General features: G+C 70.3%; 20 protein-coding genes and 1 pseudogene. 8 read left to right on the top strand and 13 right to left on the bottom strand.

The features are described from left to right. Positions 1-9: 9 nt before the first annotated feature. From ACWFR4_RS19600 to ACWFR4_RS19580, 5 genes are all read left to right on the top strand, one after another. Positions 10-522 (top strand): methylated-DNA--[protein]-cysteine S-methyltransferase, encoded by a 513-nt coding sequence (locus ACWFR4_RS19600; RefSeq protein WP_453653578.1) that lies wholly within the window; start codon positions 10-12, stop codon positions 520-522. 101 nt (positions 523-623) lie between these two features. Further along, positions 624-1,355 carry a 2OG-Fe(II) oxygenase gene (locus ACWFR4_RS19595; protein ID WP_453468735.1) on the top strand — a complete coding sequence of 244 codons (732 nt, stop codon included), beginning with the start codon at positions 624-626 and terminating at the stop codon, positions 1,353-1,355. Continuing rightward, a complete protein-coding gene (locus ACWFR4_RS19590; protein WP_453653576.1) occupies positions 1,352-1,882 on the top strand; it encodes a hypothetical protein in 531 nt (176 codons plus the stop codon). Before ACWFR4_RS19595 ends, ACWFR4_RS19590 begins: the two co-directional genes overlap by 4 nt. An 18-nt stretch (positions 1,883-1,900) precedes the next feature. Beyond that, positions 1,901-2,221, top strand: a complete 321-nt coding sequence (locus ACWFR4_RS19585) for a hypothetical protein (RefSeq protein ID WP_453653574.1) — start codon at positions 1,901-1,903, stop codon at positions 2,219-2,221. Between the two features lie 111 nt (positions 2,222-2,332). Beyond that, a complete protein-coding gene (locus ACWFR4_RS19580) occupies positions 2,333-2,905 on the top strand; it encodes a MarR family winged helix-turn-helix transcriptional regulator (protein ID WP_266570364.1) in 573 nt (190 codons plus the stop codon). Positions 2,906-2,923: 18 nt separating this feature from the next. On the opposite strand, the gene ACWFR4_RS19575 is transcribed toward ACWFR4_RS19580, so the two are convergent. The 10 genes from ACWFR4_RS19575 to ACWFR4_RS19530 all read right to left on the bottom strand — a co-directional run bounded on the left by ACWFR4_RS19575 (position 2,924) and on the right by ACWFR4_RS19530 (position 13,157). After that, positions 2,924-3,649, bottom strand: coding sequence for a gamma-glutamyl-gamma-aminobutyrate hydrolase family protein (locus ACWFR4_RS19575; RefSeq protein WP_453653572.1), 726 nt, complete (start codon positions 3,647-3,649; stop codon positions 2,924-2,926). Next, positions 3,646-5,136 (bottom strand): aldehyde dehydrogenase, encoded by a 1,491-nt coding sequence (locus tag ACWFR4_RS19570; protein WP_453653570.1) that lies wholly within the window; start codon positions 5,134-5,136, stop codon positions 3,646-3,648. The genes ACWFR4_RS19575 and ACWFR4_RS19570 overlap by 4 nt, the downstream gene beginning before the upstream one ends. Before the next feature lie 113 nt (positions 5,137-5,249). Further along, positions 5,250-6,707 (bottom strand): APC family permease, encoded by a 1,458-nt coding sequence (locus ACWFR4_RS19565; RefSeq protein ID WP_453653568.1) that lies wholly within the window; start codon positions 6,705-6,707, stop codon positions 5,250-5,252. A gap of 150 nt (positions 6,708-6,857) precedes the next feature. Continuing rightward, complete coding sequence (locus tag ACWFR4_RS19560) at positions 6,858-7,493, bottom strand: TetR/AcrR family transcriptional regulator (protein WP_453469731.1); 636 nt, start codon at positions 7,491-7,493, stop codon at positions 6,858-6,860. Positions 7,494-7,608: 115 nt separating this feature from the next. Further along, positions 7,609-8,457, bottom strand: coding sequence for a fumarylacetoacetate hydrolase family protein (locus ACWFR4_RS19555; RefSeq protein WP_453653566.1), 849 nt, complete (start codon positions 8,455-8,457; stop codon positions 7,609-7,611). Between the two features lie 10 nt (positions 8,458-8,467). Beyond that, on the bottom strand, positions 8,468-9,412 hold the full coding sequence (locus ACWFR4_RS19550) for a 3,4-dihydroxyphenylacetate 2,3-dioxygenase (protein WP_453653564.1): 945 nt from the start codon (positions 9,410-9,412) through the stop codon (positions 8,468-8,470). After that, the gene (locus tag ACWFR4_RS19545; protein ID WP_453653562.1) at positions 9,405-10,868 is read right to left on the bottom strand and encodes an aldehyde dehydrogenase; all 1,464 of its coding nucleotides are present in this window, start codon (positions 10,866-10,868) and stop codon (positions 9,405-9,407) included. The genes ACWFR4_RS19550 and ACWFR4_RS19545 overlap by 8 nt, the downstream gene beginning before the upstream one ends. Positions 10,869-10,902: 34 nt before the next feature. Then, positions 10,903-11,709 carry an acetoacetate decarboxylase family protein gene (locus ACWFR4_RS19540; RefSeq protein ID WP_453469544.1) on the bottom strand — a complete coding sequence of 269 codons (807 nt, stop codon included), beginning with the start codon at positions 11,707-11,709 and terminating at the stop codon, positions 10,903-10,905. A 13-nt stretch (positions 11,710-11,722) separates the two neighbouring features. Next, positions 11,723-12,967, bottom strand: a complete 1,245-nt coding sequence (locus tag ACWFR4_RS19535) for an NAD(P)/FAD-dependent oxidoreductase (RefSeq protein WP_453653560.1) — start codon at positions 12,965-12,967, stop codon at positions 11,723-11,725. A gap of 1 nt (position 12,968) precedes the next feature. Further along, on the bottom strand, positions 12,969-13,157 hold the full coding sequence (locus ACWFR4_RS19530; protein ID WP_100593447.1) for a ferredoxin: 189 nt from the start codon (positions 13,155-13,157) through the stop codon (positions 12,969-12,971). 345 nt (positions 13,158-13,502) lie between these two features. Between ACWFR4_RS19530 and ACWFR4_RS19525 the strand changes: the two genes are divergently transcribed. After that, on the top strand, positions 13,503-14,879 hold the full coding sequence (locus ACWFR4_RS19525) for a glutamine synthetase family protein (protein WP_453653558.1): 1,377 nt from the start codon (positions 13,503-13,505) through the stop codon (positions 14,877-14,879). Between the two features lie 29 nt (positions 14,880-14,908). Next, positions 14,909-16,195 (top strand): cytochrome P450, encoded by a 1,287-nt coding sequence (locus ACWFR4_RS19520; protein WP_453653556.1) that lies wholly within the window; start codon positions 14,909-14,911, stop codon positions 16,193-16,195. 17 nt (positions 16,196-16,212) lie between these two features. On the opposite strand, the pseudogene ACWFR4_RS19515 reads toward ACWFR4_RS19520, so the two are convergent. After that, positions 16,213-16,373, bottom strand: a pseudogene (locus ACWFR4_RS19515) (ADP-ribosylglycohydrolase family protein); the annotation flags it as partial. 183 nt (positions 16,374-16,556) lie between these two features. On the opposite strand from ACWFR4_RS19515, the gene ACWFR4_RS19510 reads away from it, so the two are divergent. Then, on the top strand, positions 16,557-17,585 hold the full coding sequence (locus tag ACWFR4_RS19510; protein WP_453653554.1) for a S66 family peptidase: 1,029 nt from the start codon (positions 16,557-16,559) through the stop codon (positions 17,583-17,585). Positions 17,586-17,654: 69 nt separating this feature from the next. Here the strand turns inward: ACWFR4_RS19510 and ACWFR4_RS19505 are convergent, their stop codons facing one another. Both ACWFR4_RS19505 and ACWFR4_RS19500 read right to left on the bottom strand, forming a co-directional pair. Then, positions 17,655-18,656 (bottom strand): ABC transporter permease, encoded by a 1,002-nt coding sequence (locus ACWFR4_RS19505; protein WP_453653552.1) that lies wholly within the window; start codon positions 18,654-18,656, stop codon positions 17,655-17,657. Continuing rightward, complete coding sequence (locus tag ACWFR4_RS19500) at positions 18,653-19,555, bottom strand: ABC transporter ATP-binding protein (protein WP_453653550.1); 903 nt, start codon at positions 19,553-19,555, stop codon at positions 18,653-18,655. Before ACWFR4_RS19500 ends, ACWFR4_RS19505 begins: the two co-directional genes overlap by 4 nt. Between the last annotated feature and the right edge of the window lie 22 nt (positions 19,556-19,577).

Here is a 19,577-nt window from a genome sequence, read left to right as displayed (position 1 = left end):
CAGAGACCCATGACCGTCTACACGACGCTCGACAGCCCCCTGGGTGAACTGCTGCTCGTGGGCGAGGAGTCGCCCACCGCGAAGGGCGGCACCGCACTTGCCGCGCTGACCGTACCGGGTCAGAAGAACGGCGCCGTCGTCAAGGGCAACTGGGCCGAGGACGCGGACGCGTTCGCGGAGATCACCGCGCAGCTGCGCTCGTACTTCGACGGCAGGCTCACGCACTTCGACATCGAGTACACCTGCAGCGGCTCGGAGTTCCAGCAGCGGGTATGGAAGGCGCTGGAAGCCATCCCCTACGGCAGCACCCTGACCTACGGCGACATCGCCGTGCACATCGGCGCCCCGAAGGCCGCCGTCCGCGCCGTGGGTACGGCGATCGGCGCGAACCCGCTGCTCGTCGTGCGCCCCTGCCACCGCGTGATCGGCGCGAACGGCGCCCTCACCGGTTACGCGGGTGGCCTTGAGCGCAAGCGGCTGCTCCTGGACCTGGAGAGCCCTCGCCGGACCGCCGGAACGTGAGACCTCCCGAACGCGCCGACCACCTCGGCTCCCCCGGCTCCGATGGGCACCCGTACCGTCCGAGCCGGGGTGACGCCACCATCGACCCGAGGATCCTCACCATGCTGGACACCACGCGCCTGACCGGCCCGATCACGGACCGCGTCGCCCACGAGGAGTGGGGCGCCCTGGCCGACGAGCTCAACACCCACGGAAACGCCCCTACCGGCCGCCTCCTCACGCCCGGGGAGTGCCGACGGATCGCGGACCTCTACGACGACACCGAACGCTTCCGCACCACCGTAGACATGGCCCGCCACCGCTTCGGCTCCGGGCAGTACCGCTACTTCACCCATGAACTGCCCGACGTCGTAAGGGAGTTGCGGGAGGCGTTCTACCCTGGACTGCTCCCCATCGCCCGGGACTGGGCCGACAGACTCGGCAAGCCCGCACCTTGGCCCGACTCACTCGCCGAGTGGATCGAGATGTGCCACGCGGCCGGGCAGGACCGCTCGGCCCAGATTCTGCTGCGGTACGGCCCCGGCGACTGGAACGCGCTGCACCGCGACGTGTTCGGTGACATGCTCTTCCCGCTCCAGGTCGTCATCGGCCTCGACGCACCGGGAACCGACTTCACCGGTGGCGAGTTCCTGATGACCGAACAGCGCGCCCGCGCACAGTCGAGGGGATCGTCCACCACCCTGCTCCAGGGCCATGGGCTGATCTTCACCACCCGCGACCGGCCCGTCGCCTCGAAGCGCGGCTGGTCCAACGCCCCCATGCGGCACGGCGTGAGTACCGTGCGCACCGGGCAGCGGCACACCCTCGGGCTCGTCTTCCACGACGCGGCATGAACCGTGACGGCCCGCCCGCCCCGTACGAGCGTGAGCGCACATTCACCCTGCTCGGCCGGAGCGGCACGCCCTATCTGAGCACGACCCCGGGAACGCTCGGCGGCCACCGCCGCGGGCGCCTCTACGGGCGTCTGGACTGCCCGTCCGCGCTGCGGGCCATCTCGCGAGGCCATTACGTGAAGCGCCGGGTGTTCTTCCCGGACGAGGCCACCGCCGTCGCGGCCGGATTCCGGCCGTGTGCGGTCTGCCTGCCCGAGGAGTACGCCTGCTGGAGAGCCGACCGAGGGAGCACCCACCAAGCCATGAACAACCTCTCCGACCGGGAATCGTCCCGCTCACCCCTGATCAGTCCCGCGGATCTGGCCGCGCACGGCGACCTGCCCCGACCCTCCCCGCACACCGCTGCCGAACTCGCCGCACTCATAAGTCTGTTGACGCCCAGGGAGTCGCGAATCGAGACCGTCACCGTGGGGCACAGCCGTGACGCGGCCTCCCGCGCGGCCGCCGACGCGTTCGCCACCGCGTAGACGGCGCGGGGCGGCAAGGTGCTCACGACCGTCAACTGGCCCGAGAGCGCGGCCTCCTGGCTGCGCCCGGCCACCCGGCTCGCGGCCGGACTCCCCGACGCATGGGTGGTGGCCGCGGCCCCGCTCGGCTTCGCCCAACTGGCCCGCCGCCTGCGCCACTCCACCGACTGGGACCCGTCCCGCACTTACGCCTTCGCCTCCCTCGGCGACTCACGCCTCCCGGCACTCACCGGCCCGGACACCTTGCATGGCCTGCGTGGTGCCACCGCCGACGGCGGCACATGGGAGATACGCCGCGGCTGGGTGACCACGTACGACCCCGTCGACTCGACCTCATGAACGCACCGATGGCACCCCTCCGCGAGACGGAAACCTCAGCACTTCGTACAATTTGGCCCCGAACGATACCCTGCCCGGAACGCGCCGCGGTGGCGCCGAAGGAGTGTGCTCGTGCCAGGCCAACGATCCATCACCGAAGCCGAGAAGCTGGCAGAGGCGAAGCTCGGTGGAATGCCGGTCCGCCATGAACAGATGGCGGTGGTGGCCAACATCTACCGAGCCGCGTCGGCCGTCCGTCAGCACCTGGAGAACTCGGTCCTGCGCGAGGCCGACCTCACCTGGACCGCGTTCGTCGTGCTCTGGGTGATCTGGGTCTGGGGTGAGTCCGAGACCCGTCATGTGGCCGAGGAGGCCGGTATCTCCAAGGGCACGCTCACCGGGGTCTCGCGCACGCTGGAGGCGCGGCACCTGGTCCGGCGTGCCGGGCACCCGAGCGACGGCAGGCTCGTGCTGCTCAGCCTCACGGACGAGGGTGAGGAGCTGATGCGGCGGGTGTTCCCCAAGTTCAACGAGGAAGAGGCCTTCGTCGCCGGGCAGCTCAGCGACGAGGAGTGCCGCAGCGTTGCGGACGGGCTGCGCAGGGTGGTGCTCCAGGTCGAGGAGCACGGCGAGGAGCGCCGGCTCGCCCTCCTGGACGGCGCCGAGCCCGCCCCCCGCCGCAGCGGTCGCCGCCCCAAGGCCTGACCGGCGCCAAGGGAGGTGTCAGCCGCGAGCGCGCGCCGCCCGGACCAAGGCGTCGAAGATGCCTTGGTGTGCGCCGTTCTCGTGTGCCGTGTCCTCCGGATGCCACTGAACGGCGGTGAACCAGCCGCGCGCTTCCGGGAGTTCGAGCGCCTCCACCGTTCCGTCGGCGGCGCGGGCGGTGACTTCGAGTCCGGAGCCGAGCCGGTCCACCCGCTGGTGGTGGTAGCAGGACGCGTCCACCTTCTCGGTCCCGACGGCCTGTTCGAGAAGCGAGAGGCGCTCGATCGCCACCGGGTGCACGATGTGCCGGTGCTCGCGATCAGGGCCGCCCATGTCCTGGTGCAGAGTGCCGCCGAGCGCGGTGTTGACCACCTGGAGTCCCCGGCAGACCGCCAGTAGCGGTATCGCGGCGTCCAGGGCCTGGCGGGCGAGTTCGAGGTCGAAGGCGTCCTGGCTGTCGTCGACGTCGTAGACGCCGGCGTGTGCCACGGCGACTCCGTAGCGGTGCGGTGCGATGTCGCCGCCGCCGGGCAGCAGCAGGCCGTCGAAGCGGGCCAGCCGGGCGGCCACCTCGCCGGGGTCGGCGGTGCCGCCGGGTGCGTGCGGGTGGAGGGTGACCGGTTCCCCGCCCGCGTTCCAGACCGCCTCGATCAGGGCGCGGGCGTTGACCTCTGCGGCGTATCGAAGTGCCGAGGTGGAGGCGGCGAAGCGGGCCGGTACGGCGATGAGGGGCCGGGTCGTCACAACTGGATCCAGGTGGTCTTGAGTTCGGTGTACTTCTCGAGCGCGTGGGCGGACTTGTCCCGGCCGTTGCCCGACTGCTTCATGCCGCCGAAGGGCACGGTGAGGTCGCCCTCCTCGTAGCAGTTGACCCAGACCGTTCCGGCCTTGAGGGCGCGGGAGACCTGGTGAGCGGTGGACAGGTCGGAGGTCCACAGTCCGGCGGCGAGTCCGTACTCGGTGGCGTTGGCCAGCGCGACGGCCTCGTCGAGGTCGTCGAAGGTGAGCACCGACAGGACGGGCCCGAAGATCTCTTCGCGGGCGAGCCGCATCCCTGGGTTCACCTCGTCGAAGACGGTGGGCCGCAGGAAGCTGCCGCCGGTGTCGGTCAGGGTGCGGGTGCCTCCGGTGCGCAGTCGCGCACCCTCGCTCGTGCCCGTGTCGATGTGGTCGAGTACGCGGCCGAGGTGCGCCTCTCCGACCAGGGCGCCCATGTCGGTGGCGGGGTCGAGGGGGTCGCCGACACGCAGTTCGCCGGCCCGTCGCACGATCGCCTCGGTGACACGTTCGGCGACGGAGGTGTGGACGAGGAGGCGGGAGGGTGCGGTGCACATCTCGCCCTGGTTGAAGAAGATGCCCCAGGCGGCGGTCGCGGCCGCCTTCTCCAGGTCGGGGGCGTCGGGCAGGATGATGTTGGGTGATTTGCCGCCCAGTTCGAGCCAGACCCGCTTGAGGTTGGAGTCCGCGGCGTAGTGCAGGAAGTGCCGTCCGACAGCCGTCGACCCCGTGAAGGCGAGGACGTCGATGTCCGGGTGCAGTCCGATGGCGCGCCCGGCGGTGGGGCCGTCGCCGGTGACGACGTTCAGGACGCCGGGGGGCAGGCCCGCCTCGGTGGCCAGCCGCCCCAGTTGCAGCGCCGACAGGGGTGAATTCTCGGAGGGCTTGAGGACGACCGTGCAGCCGGCCGCGAGCGCCGGGGCGACCTTCCAGGAGGCAATGGTCAGGGGGAAGTTCCACGGGACGACCGCGCCGACGACTCCGGCCGGCTCTCGGGTGACGAGGGCGAGCGCGTCGGGCGCGGTGTGCGGGGACTCGTCGGTGAGCTTGTCGGCCAACTGCCCGTAGAACCGGAAGGTGTTGACGGCGGCGCGCAGCTCGATGTCGTACGCGTCCGTGATGGGTTTGCCCATCTCCAGGCTCACCGTGACGGCGAGGCGGTCGCGCCGTTCCTCCAGGAGGTCGGCGAGGCGGAGCAGTGCGCGGCCGCGGTCGGCGGGGGCGAGCCGGGGCCACGGGCCGGCGTCGAAGGCGCGGCGCGCGGCGGCCACCGCGGCGTCGACCTCGGCGGCGCCACCGTCCGCGACCTGCGCGAGAACCTGTCCGTCACGGGGTGACACGGCCGCGAAGGTTGCGCCGCCGCCCGGTTCGTCGGCGCCGTCGATGTGGTGGAAGCCGGACAGGTCCAGCTCCTTGGCGCGGCTCAGCCACTCGTCGTGGGTGAGTTCCAGCATGGTGTGGCCTCCGGCTCACTCAATGTGTTTGAGGTCAAATGAAATCGTGTCCGCGTGTCGGGGTGCGCCGGTGACACGTGTGCCGGGCGCACCCCGAGAGGGAGCGGACGGAGTCAGGCCGTCACGCCCGGCCGTGCACGGACAGCCCCGGCCGCGACGGCGCTCAGCACGAGGACGGCCGGGACGCTCAGCACGAGCCAGGTCGCGGTCTCGGCCGAACCGCCGATGAGTGTCGTGAAGTTGGCCAGGATCACCCAGATCGCGCCCCCGATCCCGAGCGCGCCCAGGGCCGGTGCGATCAGCGTGTTCCAGGGGCGGGTGTCGAGGCGTTCGCGGCGGAAGAAGACGATCACGGAGACCGACGTCAGGAAGTACAGCAGCATCATCGCGAGGACGGCCACGCCGCTGAACCAGGAGAAGAGGCTCAGCACGGGGTCCTTCCCCAGCAGCGCGAACGGCACGACAAGGAGCAGCGCGAGCGCGGTCTGCACGGTGCCGGCGGCCCAGGGCGAGTGGCGCCGGTTGAGCGTACAGAGCCTGCGCGGGAGCACCCCTTCGCGGCCGAGCGAGAACAGGTAGCGGTTGGCGGAGTTGTGGAAGGCGAGGATGCCGGCGAAGAGCGAGGTGGCGAGCAGGACCGGCAGGACGTCGCCCGCCCAGCCGCCGAACAGGTCCGCGACGGGCGAGAGGACGAACAGCACGCCGTCGCCGCCCGCCAGCGCCTTGCCCGCGGCCGCGGTGGCGTGCGAGGCCCCGTAGGCGGAGACGAGCATCCAGGAGGTGAAGGCGAAGAAGCCGGTGACGACCGCGACGGACAGGTAAGTGGCGCGTGGAACGGTCTTCTTGGGCTCACGTGCCTCCTCTCCGTAGATCGCGGTGGCCTCGAAGCCGAACATCGACGCCACCGCGAACATGAGCGCCACCCCCGGCGCCCCTTGCAGCGCGGCCTTCGGCGAGAAGCTCTCGGCGAAGCCGAGTCCTTCCGGGCCGCCACCCTTGACCAGGGTGACCAGCGCGAAGACGAGCAGGATGCTGAACTCGGCGAGGACGAAGACGGCGAGCACCTTCGCACCCATCTCGATACCTGCGGTGCCGAGCACCTGGACGATCACCATCGTGATCACGGCCCACACCCACCACGGTGCGTCTAGGCCCGTGTACTGCGCCACAAGGCCGCTCACGATGGACCCGTACAGCCCGTACATGGCGGCCTGGATCGTGCAGTAGGCGAAGAGCGCGACACCGGCACTGCCGGTGCCCGTGGTCCGGCCCAGACCCCTGCCTATATACGTGTAGAAGGCGCCGGCGTCCACGACATGGCGGCCCATGGCGACGAAGCCGACCGAGAAGAGGAAGATCACCGCCCCGGCGACGGCGTATCCGGCCGGGGCGCCCGCGCCGTTGCCGAGGCCGACGGAGATGGGGAGGGCGCCTGCGATGCCGGTCAGCGGCGCCTGCGCGGAAAGGACGAAGAAGAGGATGCCCACGACGCCGAGGGCGTTGGACTTGAGCTTGCCTGCTGTGGGCGGGTCCTGCACGGTCTGTTGCCTTGCGACCGTCTGACTGTCCACGCGGATCACCTGCCGGGGATGAGGGAGAAGCGATTCGTTTCAGGCCAAACGAGTTGCCCCATAGTCGGATGGGACCCGGCGTTTGGCAAGGCCCTGCGGGATGGTTCCGGCTGGGCTCCGCCTGCCCCTCGAACCCGTGGGTGGCGAAGGTCAGGCGTCTTCTTCGGAGTCGGCTCCGAGCCTGCGCAGCAGGGACCTCAGCTCCTCCAGAGCGGCCTCGGTCATCTCCGGCTCACCCAGCACGAGTTGGTGCAGGACGAGACCGTCCAGCGCGGCGAAGACGAGCCGCATGAGCGCCGGGCTCGCATCCTTCGGCAGCATGCGGTTCAACTCGCGCTGGGCCGCTTCGAAGTACTCGTCGTACAGGGTGCGCAGCGGCGGCAACAGCTCCGGCCTGCGCCGGGACTCCAGCATCAGCTCGTACTGGAACGCCTGCAGGTCCGGGTTGGCGGCGACCATCTCCGACAGCCCTGCCGAGAAGTCCGCGGTCCTGCCGGTGCCGGACTCCATGGCGCTGGTGTGCAGGCTGGTGTGCACCGTATGGGCCAGCGCCGCCTCGATGAGGGCGTCGCGGGAACCGAAGTGGTGCACGACCAGGCCGTGGGTGACACCGGCCTCCTCCGCGACGGCGCGGTAGGTCAGTTTGCGCAGGCCACCGCGGGCCACCACCCGCACGGCCGCGCTCAGGAGCGCGTCACGGCCCGCTCCGTAGTCCAGCCGTTTGCGCGCCCTGCTCCGAGGGCCTGGGCTCTTCTTCTCGTCTGGCGCTTCGGCGGATTCGGTCACGTCAGGGACCCTACCTAGCTCGCGGTGGCTGCCAGTCGATGGTGCAGCACCGCGCTCGGGGCGCCGCGCCGGGCGGCTCAGGAGTCCGGCCCGGCACGGCGCGGTTCGTGATCCGTCAGCCCCGGCGGGGCGGGCGGACGCCGCGGAACTCCCAGTCGCCGCCCAGCGCCGTGGACAGGACTTCCTCGGACTCCGTGGGCTGGGCGCCCACGTCGGAGCGGATCGCGGTGGGGCCCGTGACGATGTGGTTGGTCAGCCGCCCCAGCCCCTCCACCTCCACCTCGACGACGTCACCGGGCTGTACGGGGCGGGAGTTGGCCGGTGTGCCGGACAGGAGCACATCGCCGGGGTACAGCGTGATGGTGCGGGCGATGTCGGCCACGAGGTAGTGCATGTCCCACTCCATCTCCGCGGTCGAGCCGTCCTGCACCACCTCTCCGTTGACGTAGGTGCGCAGGTACTTGTCGTGGAAGTCCCAGTCGGTGACCAGGCCCGGGCCGAGCGGGCACAGGGTGTCGGAGCCCTTCACCCGCAGCATGGAGCCGGCGTCGGTGTCGCGGAAGTCGTGCAGGCCGTAGTCGTTGGCGATCGTGTAGCCCGCGATGTACTCCCCCGCGTCCGCCGGCGAGATGTTACGCGCCGTCCTGCCGATCACGATGGCGACCTCACCCTCGTAGTTGAGCCACTTGCAGCCCTCGGGGCGCACGATCGCGCCCTTGTGGGAGTTGAGGGCCGAGGTGGGCTTGTGGAAGTACGTCGGGGTGGGCGTGAGCCGGATCTGGAACTCGTCGACGCGGCTGCGGTGGTTGAGATGGACGGCGACGACCTTCGAGGGGACGACCGGGGGAAGGTGCTGGGCGTCTTCCACCTTGACGCGGCGGCCGTCGCCGGCGACCAGTTCGTCGTCCTCGCGGAGGACCTGGACGGCCGCGCCGTCCAGGAGGATGCGGCGGTACTCGGGCATGAGGGGGCTCCTAGGCGCGGCTGTGGGGGTTGTGCGGGGCAGGTTGTGCGGGCAGGCCGCTGCCGGTCCAGCCGCCGGAGGGGCGGTCGAACCACAGGTGGACCTGGCCGGTGCCGATCGAGTTCTCGTACTCGCCGTACTGGCGCGCCCTGGCGACGCAGGCGCGCTCGCCGAGGGCGCCCGCCATCATCAGGTAGTGGAAGAACTTGGCCTCGGGCTTGAACTTCCAGAACTCGTCCATCGTGTCGAGGACCTTGTCGTGACGGCCTTCCTTGAACCAGGCGATGCGTTCGTGGTCGGCCTCACGCGCCTCGGCGGTGAAGATGTGCGCGGGGTCGCTCGATTCGTGGTCGCGCAGTTGCCGCAGGGGCCAGAAGGTGTGCGACAGGGCGCCCGAGGCGATGAGCAGGACGCGGCGGCCCGGGGTGGCGGCGATGCCGTCGGCGAGCGCTCGTCCCAGGCGCAGATGGTCCTCCATGTCACCGGTCTGGCAGACGCCGATGGTGACCCACTTCTTGTCGGGCAGACCCTCGCCGAGGAACTTCCACAAGTTGGTCGTGGCGTAGTAGATCGGCAGGTACGGGTCGTCGATCGCGGTGATCCAGGTGCCGTGCTTGTCCGCGAACCCGGCTATGTTCTCGGCGAGTTCGGGATCGCCCGGGAAGTCGTAGGGCATCCGGCACATGCCGCGCGGCAGCTCTTCGGAGGTGAAGAGGCCGGCCCGGCGCTGCTGGGCGGTGACCACGAATTCGACGGTGGTGGCCCAGTGCGAGTCCAGGACGACGACGGTGTCGTACTCCTGGGGGGCATCCCGCTCGAAGACGTCGCGCCGCAGTTCGTCCAGGCCGGTGACGAGGGTGATCTCCTTGCCCTCGTTCAGTTCCAGGCGCGTCTCCTGCGGGAGCACGACGGTGGGCACGTGGGCGAGCAGCCCCGCCCCGACGATCTCACCCATGGTCCCGCCAGCCCTTCGGCGCCGTCACGGTGTTCTTGAGGTCGCAGTAGAAGTCGAAGCTCCAGGTGCCTCCCTCGCGGCCCACCCCGGAGTGCCGGGAGCCGCCGAAGGGCGCCTGGAGGTCGCGTACGAAGAAGCAGTTGACCCAGACCGTGCCGGCGACGAGCCGGTCGGTGACGCGCGCGGCGCGCCCGCGGTCGCCGGTGGCGACGGTGGCGGCGAGACCGAAGCGGGTGTCGTTGGCCAGGCGGACGGCCTCGCCCTCGTCGGCGAACGTCTGCAGGGTCAGGACGGGGCCGAAGACCTCCTCCTGGACGATCTCGGAATCCTGGGCGACATCGGTGAGCAGGGTCGGCGCGTAGAACTGGCCTTCGCCCCGTCGGCCGCCGATGACGGCGCGGGCCCCGGCTGCGAGGGCCCGCTGCACGAAGCCGTCGATCTTCTCCAGCTGGCGGGGGTGAATGTTGGGGCCGATGTCGGTGGTCTCGTCGCGCGGGTCTCCCTGCCGCAGGGCCGAGGCCTTCTCGGTGAAGCGTCGGGTGAACTCCTGCGCGATCGTTTCCTCGACGAGGATGCGGGTCGCGGCCAGGCACACCTGTCCGGCGTTGTCGTACTGCTCCACTGCCAGGTCGACGGCGAGGTCGAGGTCGGCGTCCGCGAAGACCAACAGCGGCGACTTCCCGCCGAGTTCGAAGCTGGCGGGCACCAGGTTGGCGGCTGCCGCCGCGGCGATGGTCTTCGCGGTGGGCACCGATCCGGTGAAGCTGATACGGCGCACGTCGGGGTCGGAGACGAGCGCGCTGCCGGCCTCGGCGCCGTAGCCCTGCACGACGTTCAGGACCCCGGCGGGCAGTCCGGCCTCGGCGGCGATGTCGGCGAACAGGGAGGCGGTGAGAGGCGACCACTCGGCGGGCTTGAGGATCACGGTGTTGCCCGCGGCGAGCGCCGGGGCGATCTTCCAGGTGGCGAGCATCAGCGGTGCGTTCCACGGGGTGATCAGCACGCAGGGGCCCGCCGGGTCCCAGCTGACGTGGTTGGTGTGGCCGCGGGTGTCGAAGTCGTCGTGGCCGAGGCCGAGAAGCCAGTCTGCGAAGAAGCGGAAGTTGTGTGCCACGCGGGGCATCACTCCGCGCCGGTGCGAGCGCAGCAGGGCGCCGTTGTCGTGGGTCTCGACGATCGAGAGGTCCTCGATGCGCTTCTCGACGGCGTCGGCGACGGCGTGCAGGATCCGGGCCCGTTCGGCGCGCGGGGTGGCCGCCCAGCCGGGGAACGCCTCGCGGGCCGCGGCGACGGCGGCCGACGCTTCTTCCGCCGTACCGCGGGCGATCTCGCCGAGGACGCTCCCGTCGATCGGCGAGACGTCCACGAAGGTGTCGGCGGAGGCGACGCGTTCGCCGCCGATCCAGTGCCGGGTGTCGACGGTGACACCGGCCACGGTGAGGGTGTGTTCGCTCATGTCCAGTCTCCAAGTGGCAGGTAGTGGGCGGGAGTTACTCAGCTCCGGAGGTGCCGGACTCAAGCAGCGTGCCGCCGTCCCACACGACGCCGACCTGCCGGTAGTAGGCGGCGATCGGCTCCCTGATCTCCAGTCGCGCCAGCTCCTCGGTGGGCGCTTCGAACAGCTCCAACTCCGCGTCACCGACCCACGCTCGACCGGCCTCGAAGGACGCGGCGCCCGTCTCGATCAGCTCGTCGAGAGCCAGTCCCTTGCCCTTCTCGATGGAGGGCAGCCAGCGGTGGTGGGCCATCGGGTGACTGTTGACGAAGCCGTTGACGTCGGACGGTTCACGCAGGGTGACCACGGCCTGTGCCAGGCGGCGGTCGGCCGCGGCGAGGGTCGCGCCGAAGCGGGCGCCGGCTTCGATCCGCGGGGCGGGCCCGTAGGGGTGCGGGCGGGTCTGGTGGATGGAGCCGAGCTTCTTCGGGTAGCCCTGGTGCAGGCCGCGCGCGACGGCGAAGTCCTTGTCGACCCAGATGTACACACACCGCGAGTAGGTGCGCCCCTTGTACTGACAGCGCACGACCGCGAAGGCCTCCTTGTACTGGGCGAGCACGGGGTCGAGCAGCTGGCTCCCGTCCGCGGCGCAGGACTGCCAGTCGGCCCAGATCAGCGCGACGGCTCCGGGGTCCTCATCGGCCAGCTCCAGTGGTTCGGGGAGGAGTTCCCGCACCCGGGCGGGATCGGTGCGGTACTCGACCGTGAGCAGGTCGCCGGAGTAGTGCCACGGCGGGGAGGGGATCAGCGAGGCGTCGCCGGTCGCCGTCTTGGGGTGGAAGTATCCACGGACGCTGGCCATGACTGGGGGTTCCTTACGAGATGAGGGCGGGCTGCGCGAGGAGCTGGGCGCGGTAGCGGGCGGCACCGCTGGTGGCGGCGGGGCCGCCCAGCGCGACCACCCCGACGAGCCGGTCGTCGCGGTGGTAGCCGACGAGGACGTCGCCTTCCGGGTCGCCGTCCAGGACGCGCACGTCGGCGATGCCGAGGGCGGGTGCGCCGAAGGACTGCAGCCGGAACTCGTGCTGGTCGCTCCAGAAGGTGGGCAGCGGGGCGAACGGCGCGGGTTGCTCCACGGTGCCGACGAGATGGGCCACGAGGCTCTTCGCGGCGTGCTTGGCGGTGTCGGTGGGGATCGACCAGTGCTCGACGCGGCGGGGTACGCCGTCGTAGCGGGCGTTGGGGAAGCGGGCGACGTCGCCGACGGCGACGACGTCCGGGCGGCCGCCGACGCGCAGTTGCTCGTCGGCCAGGACCCCGTCGGACAGATCCAGGCCGTTGCCGTCCAGCCATTCCGTGTTGGCGACCGAGCCGACGGACTCGACGACCACATCGGCCGGAAGGACCGTCCCGTCGGTCAGGACGACACCGGTGACCCGGTCCTCGCCCTCGAAGCCCGCGACACCCGCGCGGAGGGCGAAGCGCACGCCGCGTTCCTCGTGGCGCCGGTGCAGCGAGCGGGCCAGGAGTTCGCCGAGCGGGCGCAGCATCGGCAACGGCTCGGGGTCGACCACCGTCACCTCGCCGACGCCGAGGCCCTTGGCGGTGGCGGCGACCTCGCATCCGATGAAGCCCGCGCCGATGACGACCACGCGAACGCCCGGCCGGGTCAGTTCGTCACGCAGGCCCCGGGCGTCGGCGAGGGTGCGCACGGTGTGCCGGCCGCTACCCGGGCCCGAAGGGCCGTCGCAACGCAGCCTGCGCGGCCGCATGCCGGTCGCGACGACCAGACCGTCGAAGGCGAGTTCCGTACCGTCGTCGAGTCCGACGACGCGCTCGTCGAGGCGGGCGGAGGAAACGGTCGTGCCCAGCCGCCACTCGACGTCCGCCACACTTGCTCGGGGCGTGAACGCGAGGGACTCGAACGGCACCTTCCCGGCGAGCACGTCCTTGCTCAACGGCGGCCGGTTGTACGGCATATGGGGCTCGTCGCCGATGACCGTGATCGCGCCCGTCCAGTCGGCGGCGCGCAGCTGTTCGGCGGCGCGCAGGCCGCCCATCGAGGCACCGGCTACGACGACGCGCCCCGGACTGCGGGGGACGTGAGCCGTCTCGGCCATCTCAGGCCTCGATCCGGATGGCCTGCAGCGGACAGACGTCGGCGGCTTCCTCGACCTCGTCGCGCAGCGCGTCGTCGGGGTCGCTGACGTAGGCGAGGCGCCCGGTGTCGTCCAGCTGGAAGACGTCGGGGGCCGAGAAGACGCACTGTCCGTGGTCCTGGCACTTGTTCATGTCGACGACGACCTTCATGGCCGGTCCTCCTGGAGGTGAGGGCGTCGGGGCGCACTGAGGGAAGTGGGGCCCGGCTCCGTGGCCGGGCCCCTGCCAAAGGGGTACGGATGGCCGCACTCCCCAACTCGTTTGGCTTCAAACAACATAAGAAGCGAACGGGTCCTGGTCAAGAGCTATCCAGATGGATAAATTCTTTCCCTGCACCCCTTGCGGAGAGGGGCGGCCGTCCATACCGTTTGGCACCAAACAACAGGTGGACGCCGGTCTGACGTCCACACCCCGACGCCGGGCCCTCGCCGGACGGGCCACCCCGCCCGGCTGCCGGCTACCACGCCCCCGTTCACATCCGCCGAGGAGACATCGGTGAGCGCACCAGACACCCCAGAAGTCCGCACCGCCATGGACCGGCTCGCCGCCGACGGCATCGACGTGGTCCGGGTGACGTATCCCGACCTGATCGGCACCGACCGCGCCCGAGACGTCCTGCTCGACCATCTGCCCTCGGCCTGCGACCACGGCCTCGCCTTCTGCCGCGCGGTCTACCACACCACCCCGCAGGGCGACGTCGTACCGGTCCGGGGCGGCCTCGACGCGGGCCTTCCCGACGTGACCGTACGACCCGACCTCTCCACCGCCCGCGGCCTGCCCTGGGAGCCGGGCGTCGCCTGGTGCCTGGGCGAGACGACCGACCCCGCCACCGGCTCCCCCAGCCCGGAGTCCCCGCGCGACCTGCTGCGCGCTGTGCTCGCCCGCTGCGAAGAAGCCGGTCTGCGGCCTGTCGTCGGCCCCGAGCTCGAGTACTTCCTGCTCGAACAGGACACGGCCGCGCCGACCGGCTGGCGCCGCTACGGACAGGGCGTCGCCGGAGTCGTCTATACGGCCGGACTCCGCGCCGACGCCGACAACCACCTGCTGCCCACGCTGCGCAAGCTGCGCGATCTCGACATCGGCGTCATCAGCGCGAACCACGAGTTCGACGCGGGCCAGTTCGAGATCAACCTGACCCACTCAGAAGCGATGGACGCCGCCGACCGCGCCTTCCTCTTCAAGTCCGCGGTCAAGGAACTCGCCCGCAAGGAAGGGAAGTTGGCCACCTTCATGGCCAAGCCCTTCAACGACGCGGGAGGCTCCGGCTTCCACCTCCACTTCTCCGGCGAAGCCGCCGGTGACTCCGTCGCCGAGGAGGGCCGCAACGTCTTCGACGACCCCTCGGGCGCCCACGGCCTGTCGGACACCGCCCGCCACGCCATCGCCGGCATCCTCGCCCACGCACCCGCGCTCGCGGCCCTGCTCAACCCGACCGTGAACTCGTACAAGCGCTTCGGGCCCGACACCCTCGCGCCGTGGCTGATCGACTGGGGCCTCGACAACCGCAGCGCCATGGTCCGCATCCCGCCCGAGCGCGGCTCCGGCGCCCGCCTGGAGCTCCGGCTCGGCGACGCCAGCGCCAACCCCTATCTCGCGACCGCGGCGCTCTGTGCCGCCGCGCTCCTCGGCATCCAGGACGGCAAGGAGCCGCCGGCACCCCTTCAGGGCTACGGCTACGACCCCGAGAAGTCCCAGATGCTGCCGACGACGCTGCCTGCCGCACTCGACGCACTCGAAGCGGACGACGCGCTGACCGAGGTCCTCGGCAAGGACTTCACCGAGTCCTTCCTCACGTACAAGCGCGACGAGGTCGACCGCTTCAACCACCACGTCACGGACTGGGAGTTCACCGAGTACTCCTACCACCTCTGACCGGCCGCACCACCTTCAGGAGCACCCTCATGACGAACCCGACCGACGCCATCGACCCGACCGAACCCATGCCGCTCGCCGACGTCGACCTCGCCGACCTCGACAACTTCACCGACGGCGTCACCCCCTGGCGCATGTTCCACACCCTGCGCCACGAGGACCCGGTCCACTGGCAGCCGGAAGAGGCCCCCAACTCGGGCTTCTGGGCCGTCACCCGGCACGAGGACATCGCACGCGTCGACCGCGACGCCGAGACGTTCACCTCCACCAGATTCGTCAACCTCGAAGAAGTCGACGACGACCAGATCAAGAAGCGCGCCTCGATCCTGGAACTCGACGGCGTGCGTCACCGCGCGATGCGCAGCCTCCTCCAGCGCCAGTTCGGCGCGAGCGTCATCAACAGCTACACCGACTTCCTGCGCGGGCTGACCGCCAAGACCCTGGACACGGCGCTCGCCAAGGGCAGCTTCGACTTCGTCCAGGAGATCTCCGCCGACTTCCCCATCAACGTCCTGGCCCGTCTCCTGGACGTGCCGCCGGAGGACAACCAGCAGCTCATCGACTGGGGCAACCGGATCATCGGCAACACCGACCCCGACTACGCGGACGTGCTCCTCGGCAGCGAGGAGAGCGAGAAGTACCGCGACCTGCCGTTCCGCTCCCCCGCCTCCCTCGAAGTCTTCGAGTACGGACGCGAGTTGGCCCGCCAGAGGCGCGGCGGAAACGGCACCGACCTGGTGTCCAAGCTCGTCAACGAGACCCCCCGCGACGGACTGCCGCTGTCCGGACAGGATTTCGACAACTACTTCCTGCTCCTCGTGGTCGCCGGCAACGAGACCACCCGCCACACCATCACGCACTCCATGCTGGCGCTGCTCCAGCACCCCGAGCAGCTGGCCCGCCTCCAGGAGGACCCCTCCCTGATCCCGACGGCGGTCGAGGAGTTCCTGCGCTGGGCGTCCCCCGTCTACCACTTCCGCCGCACCGCGACCCGCGACGTCGAACTCGGCGGCAAGCAGGTCAAGGAGGGCGACAAGGTCGTCATGTGGTACGCCTCCGGCAACCGTGACGAGAAGGTCTTCGGCAACCCGTACGACTTCGACGTCGCCCGCGCGGACAACGACCACGTCACCTTCGGCAAGGGAAGCCCGCACCTGTGCCTGGGCAACCTCCTTGCCCGCACCGAGATCCGCATCATGTTCGAGGAGCTGATCCCGCGCCTGGCCGGCATCCGCCTCATCGGCGACGTCCCACGCGTCCGCTCCAACTTCGTCAACGGAATCAAGAAGCTCCCCGTGGAGGTCACGCTCGCCTGACAAGTCCTCCCTGCCTGTCAGCCGCCGCAGAGACGCTGCGCGAGCTCGTCAGCTCGCGCAGCCGCAACACCCGCCCCTCGAACCCCGGCAGCGGGACATGCAGCGGCTCGGTCCAGCTCACGGGGATCGCGCCCGGCCTGTAGTACGCACCCGCGAGGCCGTCTGTCACCGCGGCGACAGGCGCCGCCCACCAGCACAGATGGCCCGCTCCATACGCTTCACCGGCGCAGGTTAGCGACACAGAGCTGCAGTCCCACAGGACCCACATGCACTCGATGTGCCACTTGCCTTCCGCGGCAGACGACTTCGGCGCCTCACAAACCCCTGTCGGCCGAGTGGCGCTTCGTGCCAGAATCCGCGCATGTCGGTTCGATACCCGCGCCCCCTGCGTCCCGGTGACCGTGTCGGTGTCACCTCTCCGTCGAGTGGTGTCTCGAAGGAGATGAGTGCACGCCTCCGGGTCGCTGTCCGTGAGGTGCAGGACCGTGGGTACGAGGTGGTGCTCGGGCGGTGCATGGACGGGTCCCGGCACGTCAGTGCCTCGGCCGCCGATCGTGCGGGCGAGCTGATGTCGATGCTGACCGATCCCACCATCCGGGCGGTCGTCCCGCCGTGGGGCGGCGAGACGGCGATCGATCTGGTCCCGCTGCTCGACTGGGACCGGCTGCGCGACGCCGAGCCCACCTGGTTCGTCGGGTTCTCCGACGTCTCGACCCTCATCACACCGCTGACCCTGCTCACCGGCACCGCGACCGTCCACGGCAACAACCTCATGGACACGCCCTATCGCGTGCCCGAGGGACTGCTGACGTGGCTCGACATCGTCGCCGCTCCCCCGGGCCACCGCTTCACGCAGACTCCGCCCGGCCGCCACCGTTCCGGGGGCTTCGACGACTACGTCGCCTTCCCAGACGTCCGCGAGTACACGCTGAACGGCCAGGGCACCTGGACCCGGCTCGACGGCAGCGGTGACGTGGACGCCGAGGGGCGGCTGATCGGGGGCTGCATCGAGACGCTGTGCGATCTCGCGGGAACCCCCTATCTCGACGCCTCGGCCTTCGCCCGCGACGAGTCCCCCGACGGGCTCCTCATCTACGTCGAGGCGGGCGAGGACAACGCCTTCACCATCTGCCGGAACCTGCACGGCATAAAGCTCGCCGGCCTCTTCGACCACGCGAACGCGATCCTCGTCGGCCGGACCAACGCACCGGACCGCCGCACCCTCACCCAGTACGAGGCCGTGCTCGACGCGCTCGGCTCCCTGAACGTGCCGATCGTCGCCGACGTGGAATGCGGCCACGTCCCGCCGTACATGCCCATTGTCAACGGCGCGCTCGGCCGTCTCGTTCACACGTCGACCCGCAGCGAACTCACGCAGACATTGGCCTGACGCCGTCGACGGGAGGGCCCAGGCCCATCGGCCCAGAGCCCTCCCGCCTGAAGACCGCCCACTCCCCCGTCAGGCGATGTGACGGATCCGGCGCACGGCGAGGAGGAGCAGGAGCGCCGCCAGAGCGACGAAGATGCCCGTCTCGATGCCCTGGAAGGCCCAGAACCGGTCGCCGGGCTGGTAGAGCTGCCAGTTGTGGGACCCGGGCCCAAGGCCCTGATGCGCCATCTGCTCCAGGCACGAACTCGCGCCGGTCTTGGCCTCGTTGGAGGGCGGGCACCCCACCTGGGCGTTCTCCCTCACGAGCTTTCCGGCACCGTCGCGCAACCCCTGGCTGAGAATCCAGTCGCTCGACGCGGGGTTCGGTCCCTGGGAGCTCGCCAGGCCGTAGTTCAGGGTTTTGGCGGGCATGTAGTGGGATCGGCCCAGGGTTTCGACGGCGATACGTACGACGGCGAATCCGGCGAGGGTGACCGCCATGGCCGGCAGGACCCGGCGCGCGAAGGTGCCGGCGAAGATGCCCAGCGAGACGGCGAAGAGGGTGTAGCCGAGCGGCGCGATGCCCTGCACGTCGAACCAGAGGTAGCCGAATCGCCCGTTGCCGTTGGCGGCCAGAGGCTCGTACCACCAGGACACCCCCAGGGCGTACACCACTGCGAGCAGGACCGTGACGGCGCCTACCAGGCCGAACTTGACGAGCGCCCACCGAAGGCGGCTGACGCCCTGAGTCCACACGAACCGGTGCGTGCCGTGTTCGACTTCGCGGGAGATCAGCGGTGCGCCGAGGAACAGCCCCACCAGCAGCGGCAGGATCACGAAGAGGATGCCGACGAACGACAGATCCTTGAACTCGTTCTGGAACTGCGTGCTGAGGGCGTTGCAGCTGTCCACTGCCTGGTTCGCGGCCAGAACGTCCGTGCCCAGCTTCGAAAGGCACGCGCCCAGGCCGGAGTTGTCGAAGACGTCGTGCATCCGCAGGCCTGTGGGGATCATGATCGCGGCGAGTACGGCCAGCCCGAGCCCGGCGAAGAGCGCTTGCTTGCGATGCTGTTTCCAGGTCAGCCAGATCATGCGGTCACCTCCGAAACGGTGTGCGCCGCACGGGTGTCGGCCGTGTGGAGGTAGGCGAGGACGAGGTCTTCCAGAGTCACCTCGTGCCGGGTCCAGGCCGGGTCGTCGACGGGGCGCCCCTGCGTGCGCACGAGCAGCGTGGACTGGCGATCGGTGTGGCTGGCGTTGATGACCTGTGCCGGGCCCTCCATCGGGACAGCGCTCGGCTCGATGCGCGGACCGACCAACGTCCGGTGCTCGTCGAGCAGTTCGTCGATCGAGCCGACGAGCCGGACATGCGCCTTCTGCAGCACGATCAGGTAGTCGCAGACCCGTTCCAGATCCGCAACCAGGTGGGAGGAGAGCAGCACCGTCGTGCCGCTCTCGGCGACCACGCCCATCAGTGCCTGCATGAACTCCCGTCGCGCCAGCGGGTCGAGCGCCGCGACCGGCTCGTCGAGCAGCAGCAGACGAGGCCGCTTGGCCATGGCCAGCGCCAGAGCCACCTGGGCGCGCTGCCCGCCGGAGAGTTTCCCGACCGGCTTCTTGGGCGGAATGTCGAGTTGGCCGATCCGCTCACGGGCGAAGGCGGCGTCCCAGCGGCTGTTGAGCTTGCCGCCCAAGGTGATGAGGTCGGCGGCGGTGAAGTCGCGGTAGAGCGGCGTGTCCTGGGCCACGAAACCGACCTCCCGCAGGACAGAGGTGTTGTTACGCGGATCCTGGCCGAAGACGCGTACCTGTCCGGCGTCGGGCCGCAGCAGTCCGACGGCGAGATGCAGGAGAGTGGACTTGCCCGCACCGTTGGGTCCGGCGAGCCCGGCGATCCGGCCGGCGGGCAGGTGCAGAGAGCACTCCTGGAGTGCCCATGTGCGCCCGTACCGCTTTCCGAGCGCGTCGGTCTCCAACGCCATGTTCGTCATGTCCGATCCCCCAACTGGTCAC

The organism is Streptomyces sp. NPDC055140 (assembly GCF_053607285.1).
This window is presented reverse-complemented; position numbering and strand designations above follow the sequence as displayed.

Excerpts from the sequence above, each read along its gene's own strand:
- ACWFR4_RS19600 (WP_453653578.1), top strand. The coding sequence starts at position 10 with ATGACCGTCTACACGACGCTCGACAGCCCCCTGGGTGAACTGCTGCTC.
- ACWFR4_RS19595 (WP_453468735.1), top strand. The coding sequence starts at position 624 with ATGCTGGACACCACGCGCCTGACCGGCCCGATCACGGACCGCGTCGCC.
- ACWFR4_RS19590 (WP_453653576.1), top strand. The coding sequence starts at position 1,352 with ATGAACCGTGACGGCCCGCCCGCCCCGTACGAGCGTGAGCGCACATTC.
- ACWFR4_RS19570 (WP_453653570.1), bottom strand. The coding sequence starts at position 5,136 with ATGCTGGAACTCACCCACGACGAGTGGCTGAGCCGCGCCAAGGAGCTG.
- ACWFR4_RS19555 (WP_453653566.1), bottom strand. The coding sequence starts at position 8,457 with ATGCCCGAGTACCGCCGCATCCTCCTGGACGGCGCGGCCGTCCAGGTC.
- ACWFR4_RS19550 (WP_453653564.1), bottom strand. The coding sequence starts at position 9,412 with ATGGGTGAGATCGTCGGGGCGGGGCTGCTCGCCCACGTGCCCACCGTC.
- ACWFR4_RS19545 (WP_453653562.1), bottom strand. The coding sequence starts at position 10,868 with ATGAGCGAACACACCCTCACCGTGGCCGGTGTCACCGTCGACACCCGG.
- ACWFR4_RS19540 (WP_453469544.1), bottom strand. The coding sequence starts at position 11,709 with ATGGCCAGCGTCCGTGGATACTTCCACCCCAAGACGGCGACCGGCGAC.
- ACWFR4_RS19535 (WP_453653560.1), bottom strand. The coding sequence starts at position 12,967 with ATGGCCGAGACGGCTCACGTCCCCCGCAGTCCGGGGCGCGTCGTCGTA.
- ACWFR4_RS19530 (WP_100593447.1), bottom strand. The coding sequence starts at position 13,157 with ATGAAGGTCGTCGTCGACATGAACAAGTGCCAGGACCACGGACAGTGC.
- ACWFR4_RS19520 (WP_453653556.1), top strand. The coding sequence starts at position 14,909 with ATGACGAACCCGACCGACGCCATCGACCCGACCGAACCCATGCCGCTC.
- ACWFR4_RS19510 (WP_453653554.1), top strand. The coding sequence starts at position 16,557 with ATGTCGGTTCGATACCCGCGCCCCCTGCGTCCCGGTGACCGTGTCGGT.
- ACWFR4_RS19505 (WP_453653552.1), bottom strand. The coding sequence starts at position 18,656 with ATGATCTGGCTGACCTGGAAACAGCATCGCAAGCAAGCGCTCTTCGCC.
- ACWFR4_RS19500 (WP_453653550.1), bottom strand. The coding sequence starts at position 19,555 with ATGACGAACATGGCGTTGGAGACCGACGCGCTCGGAAAGCGGTACGGG.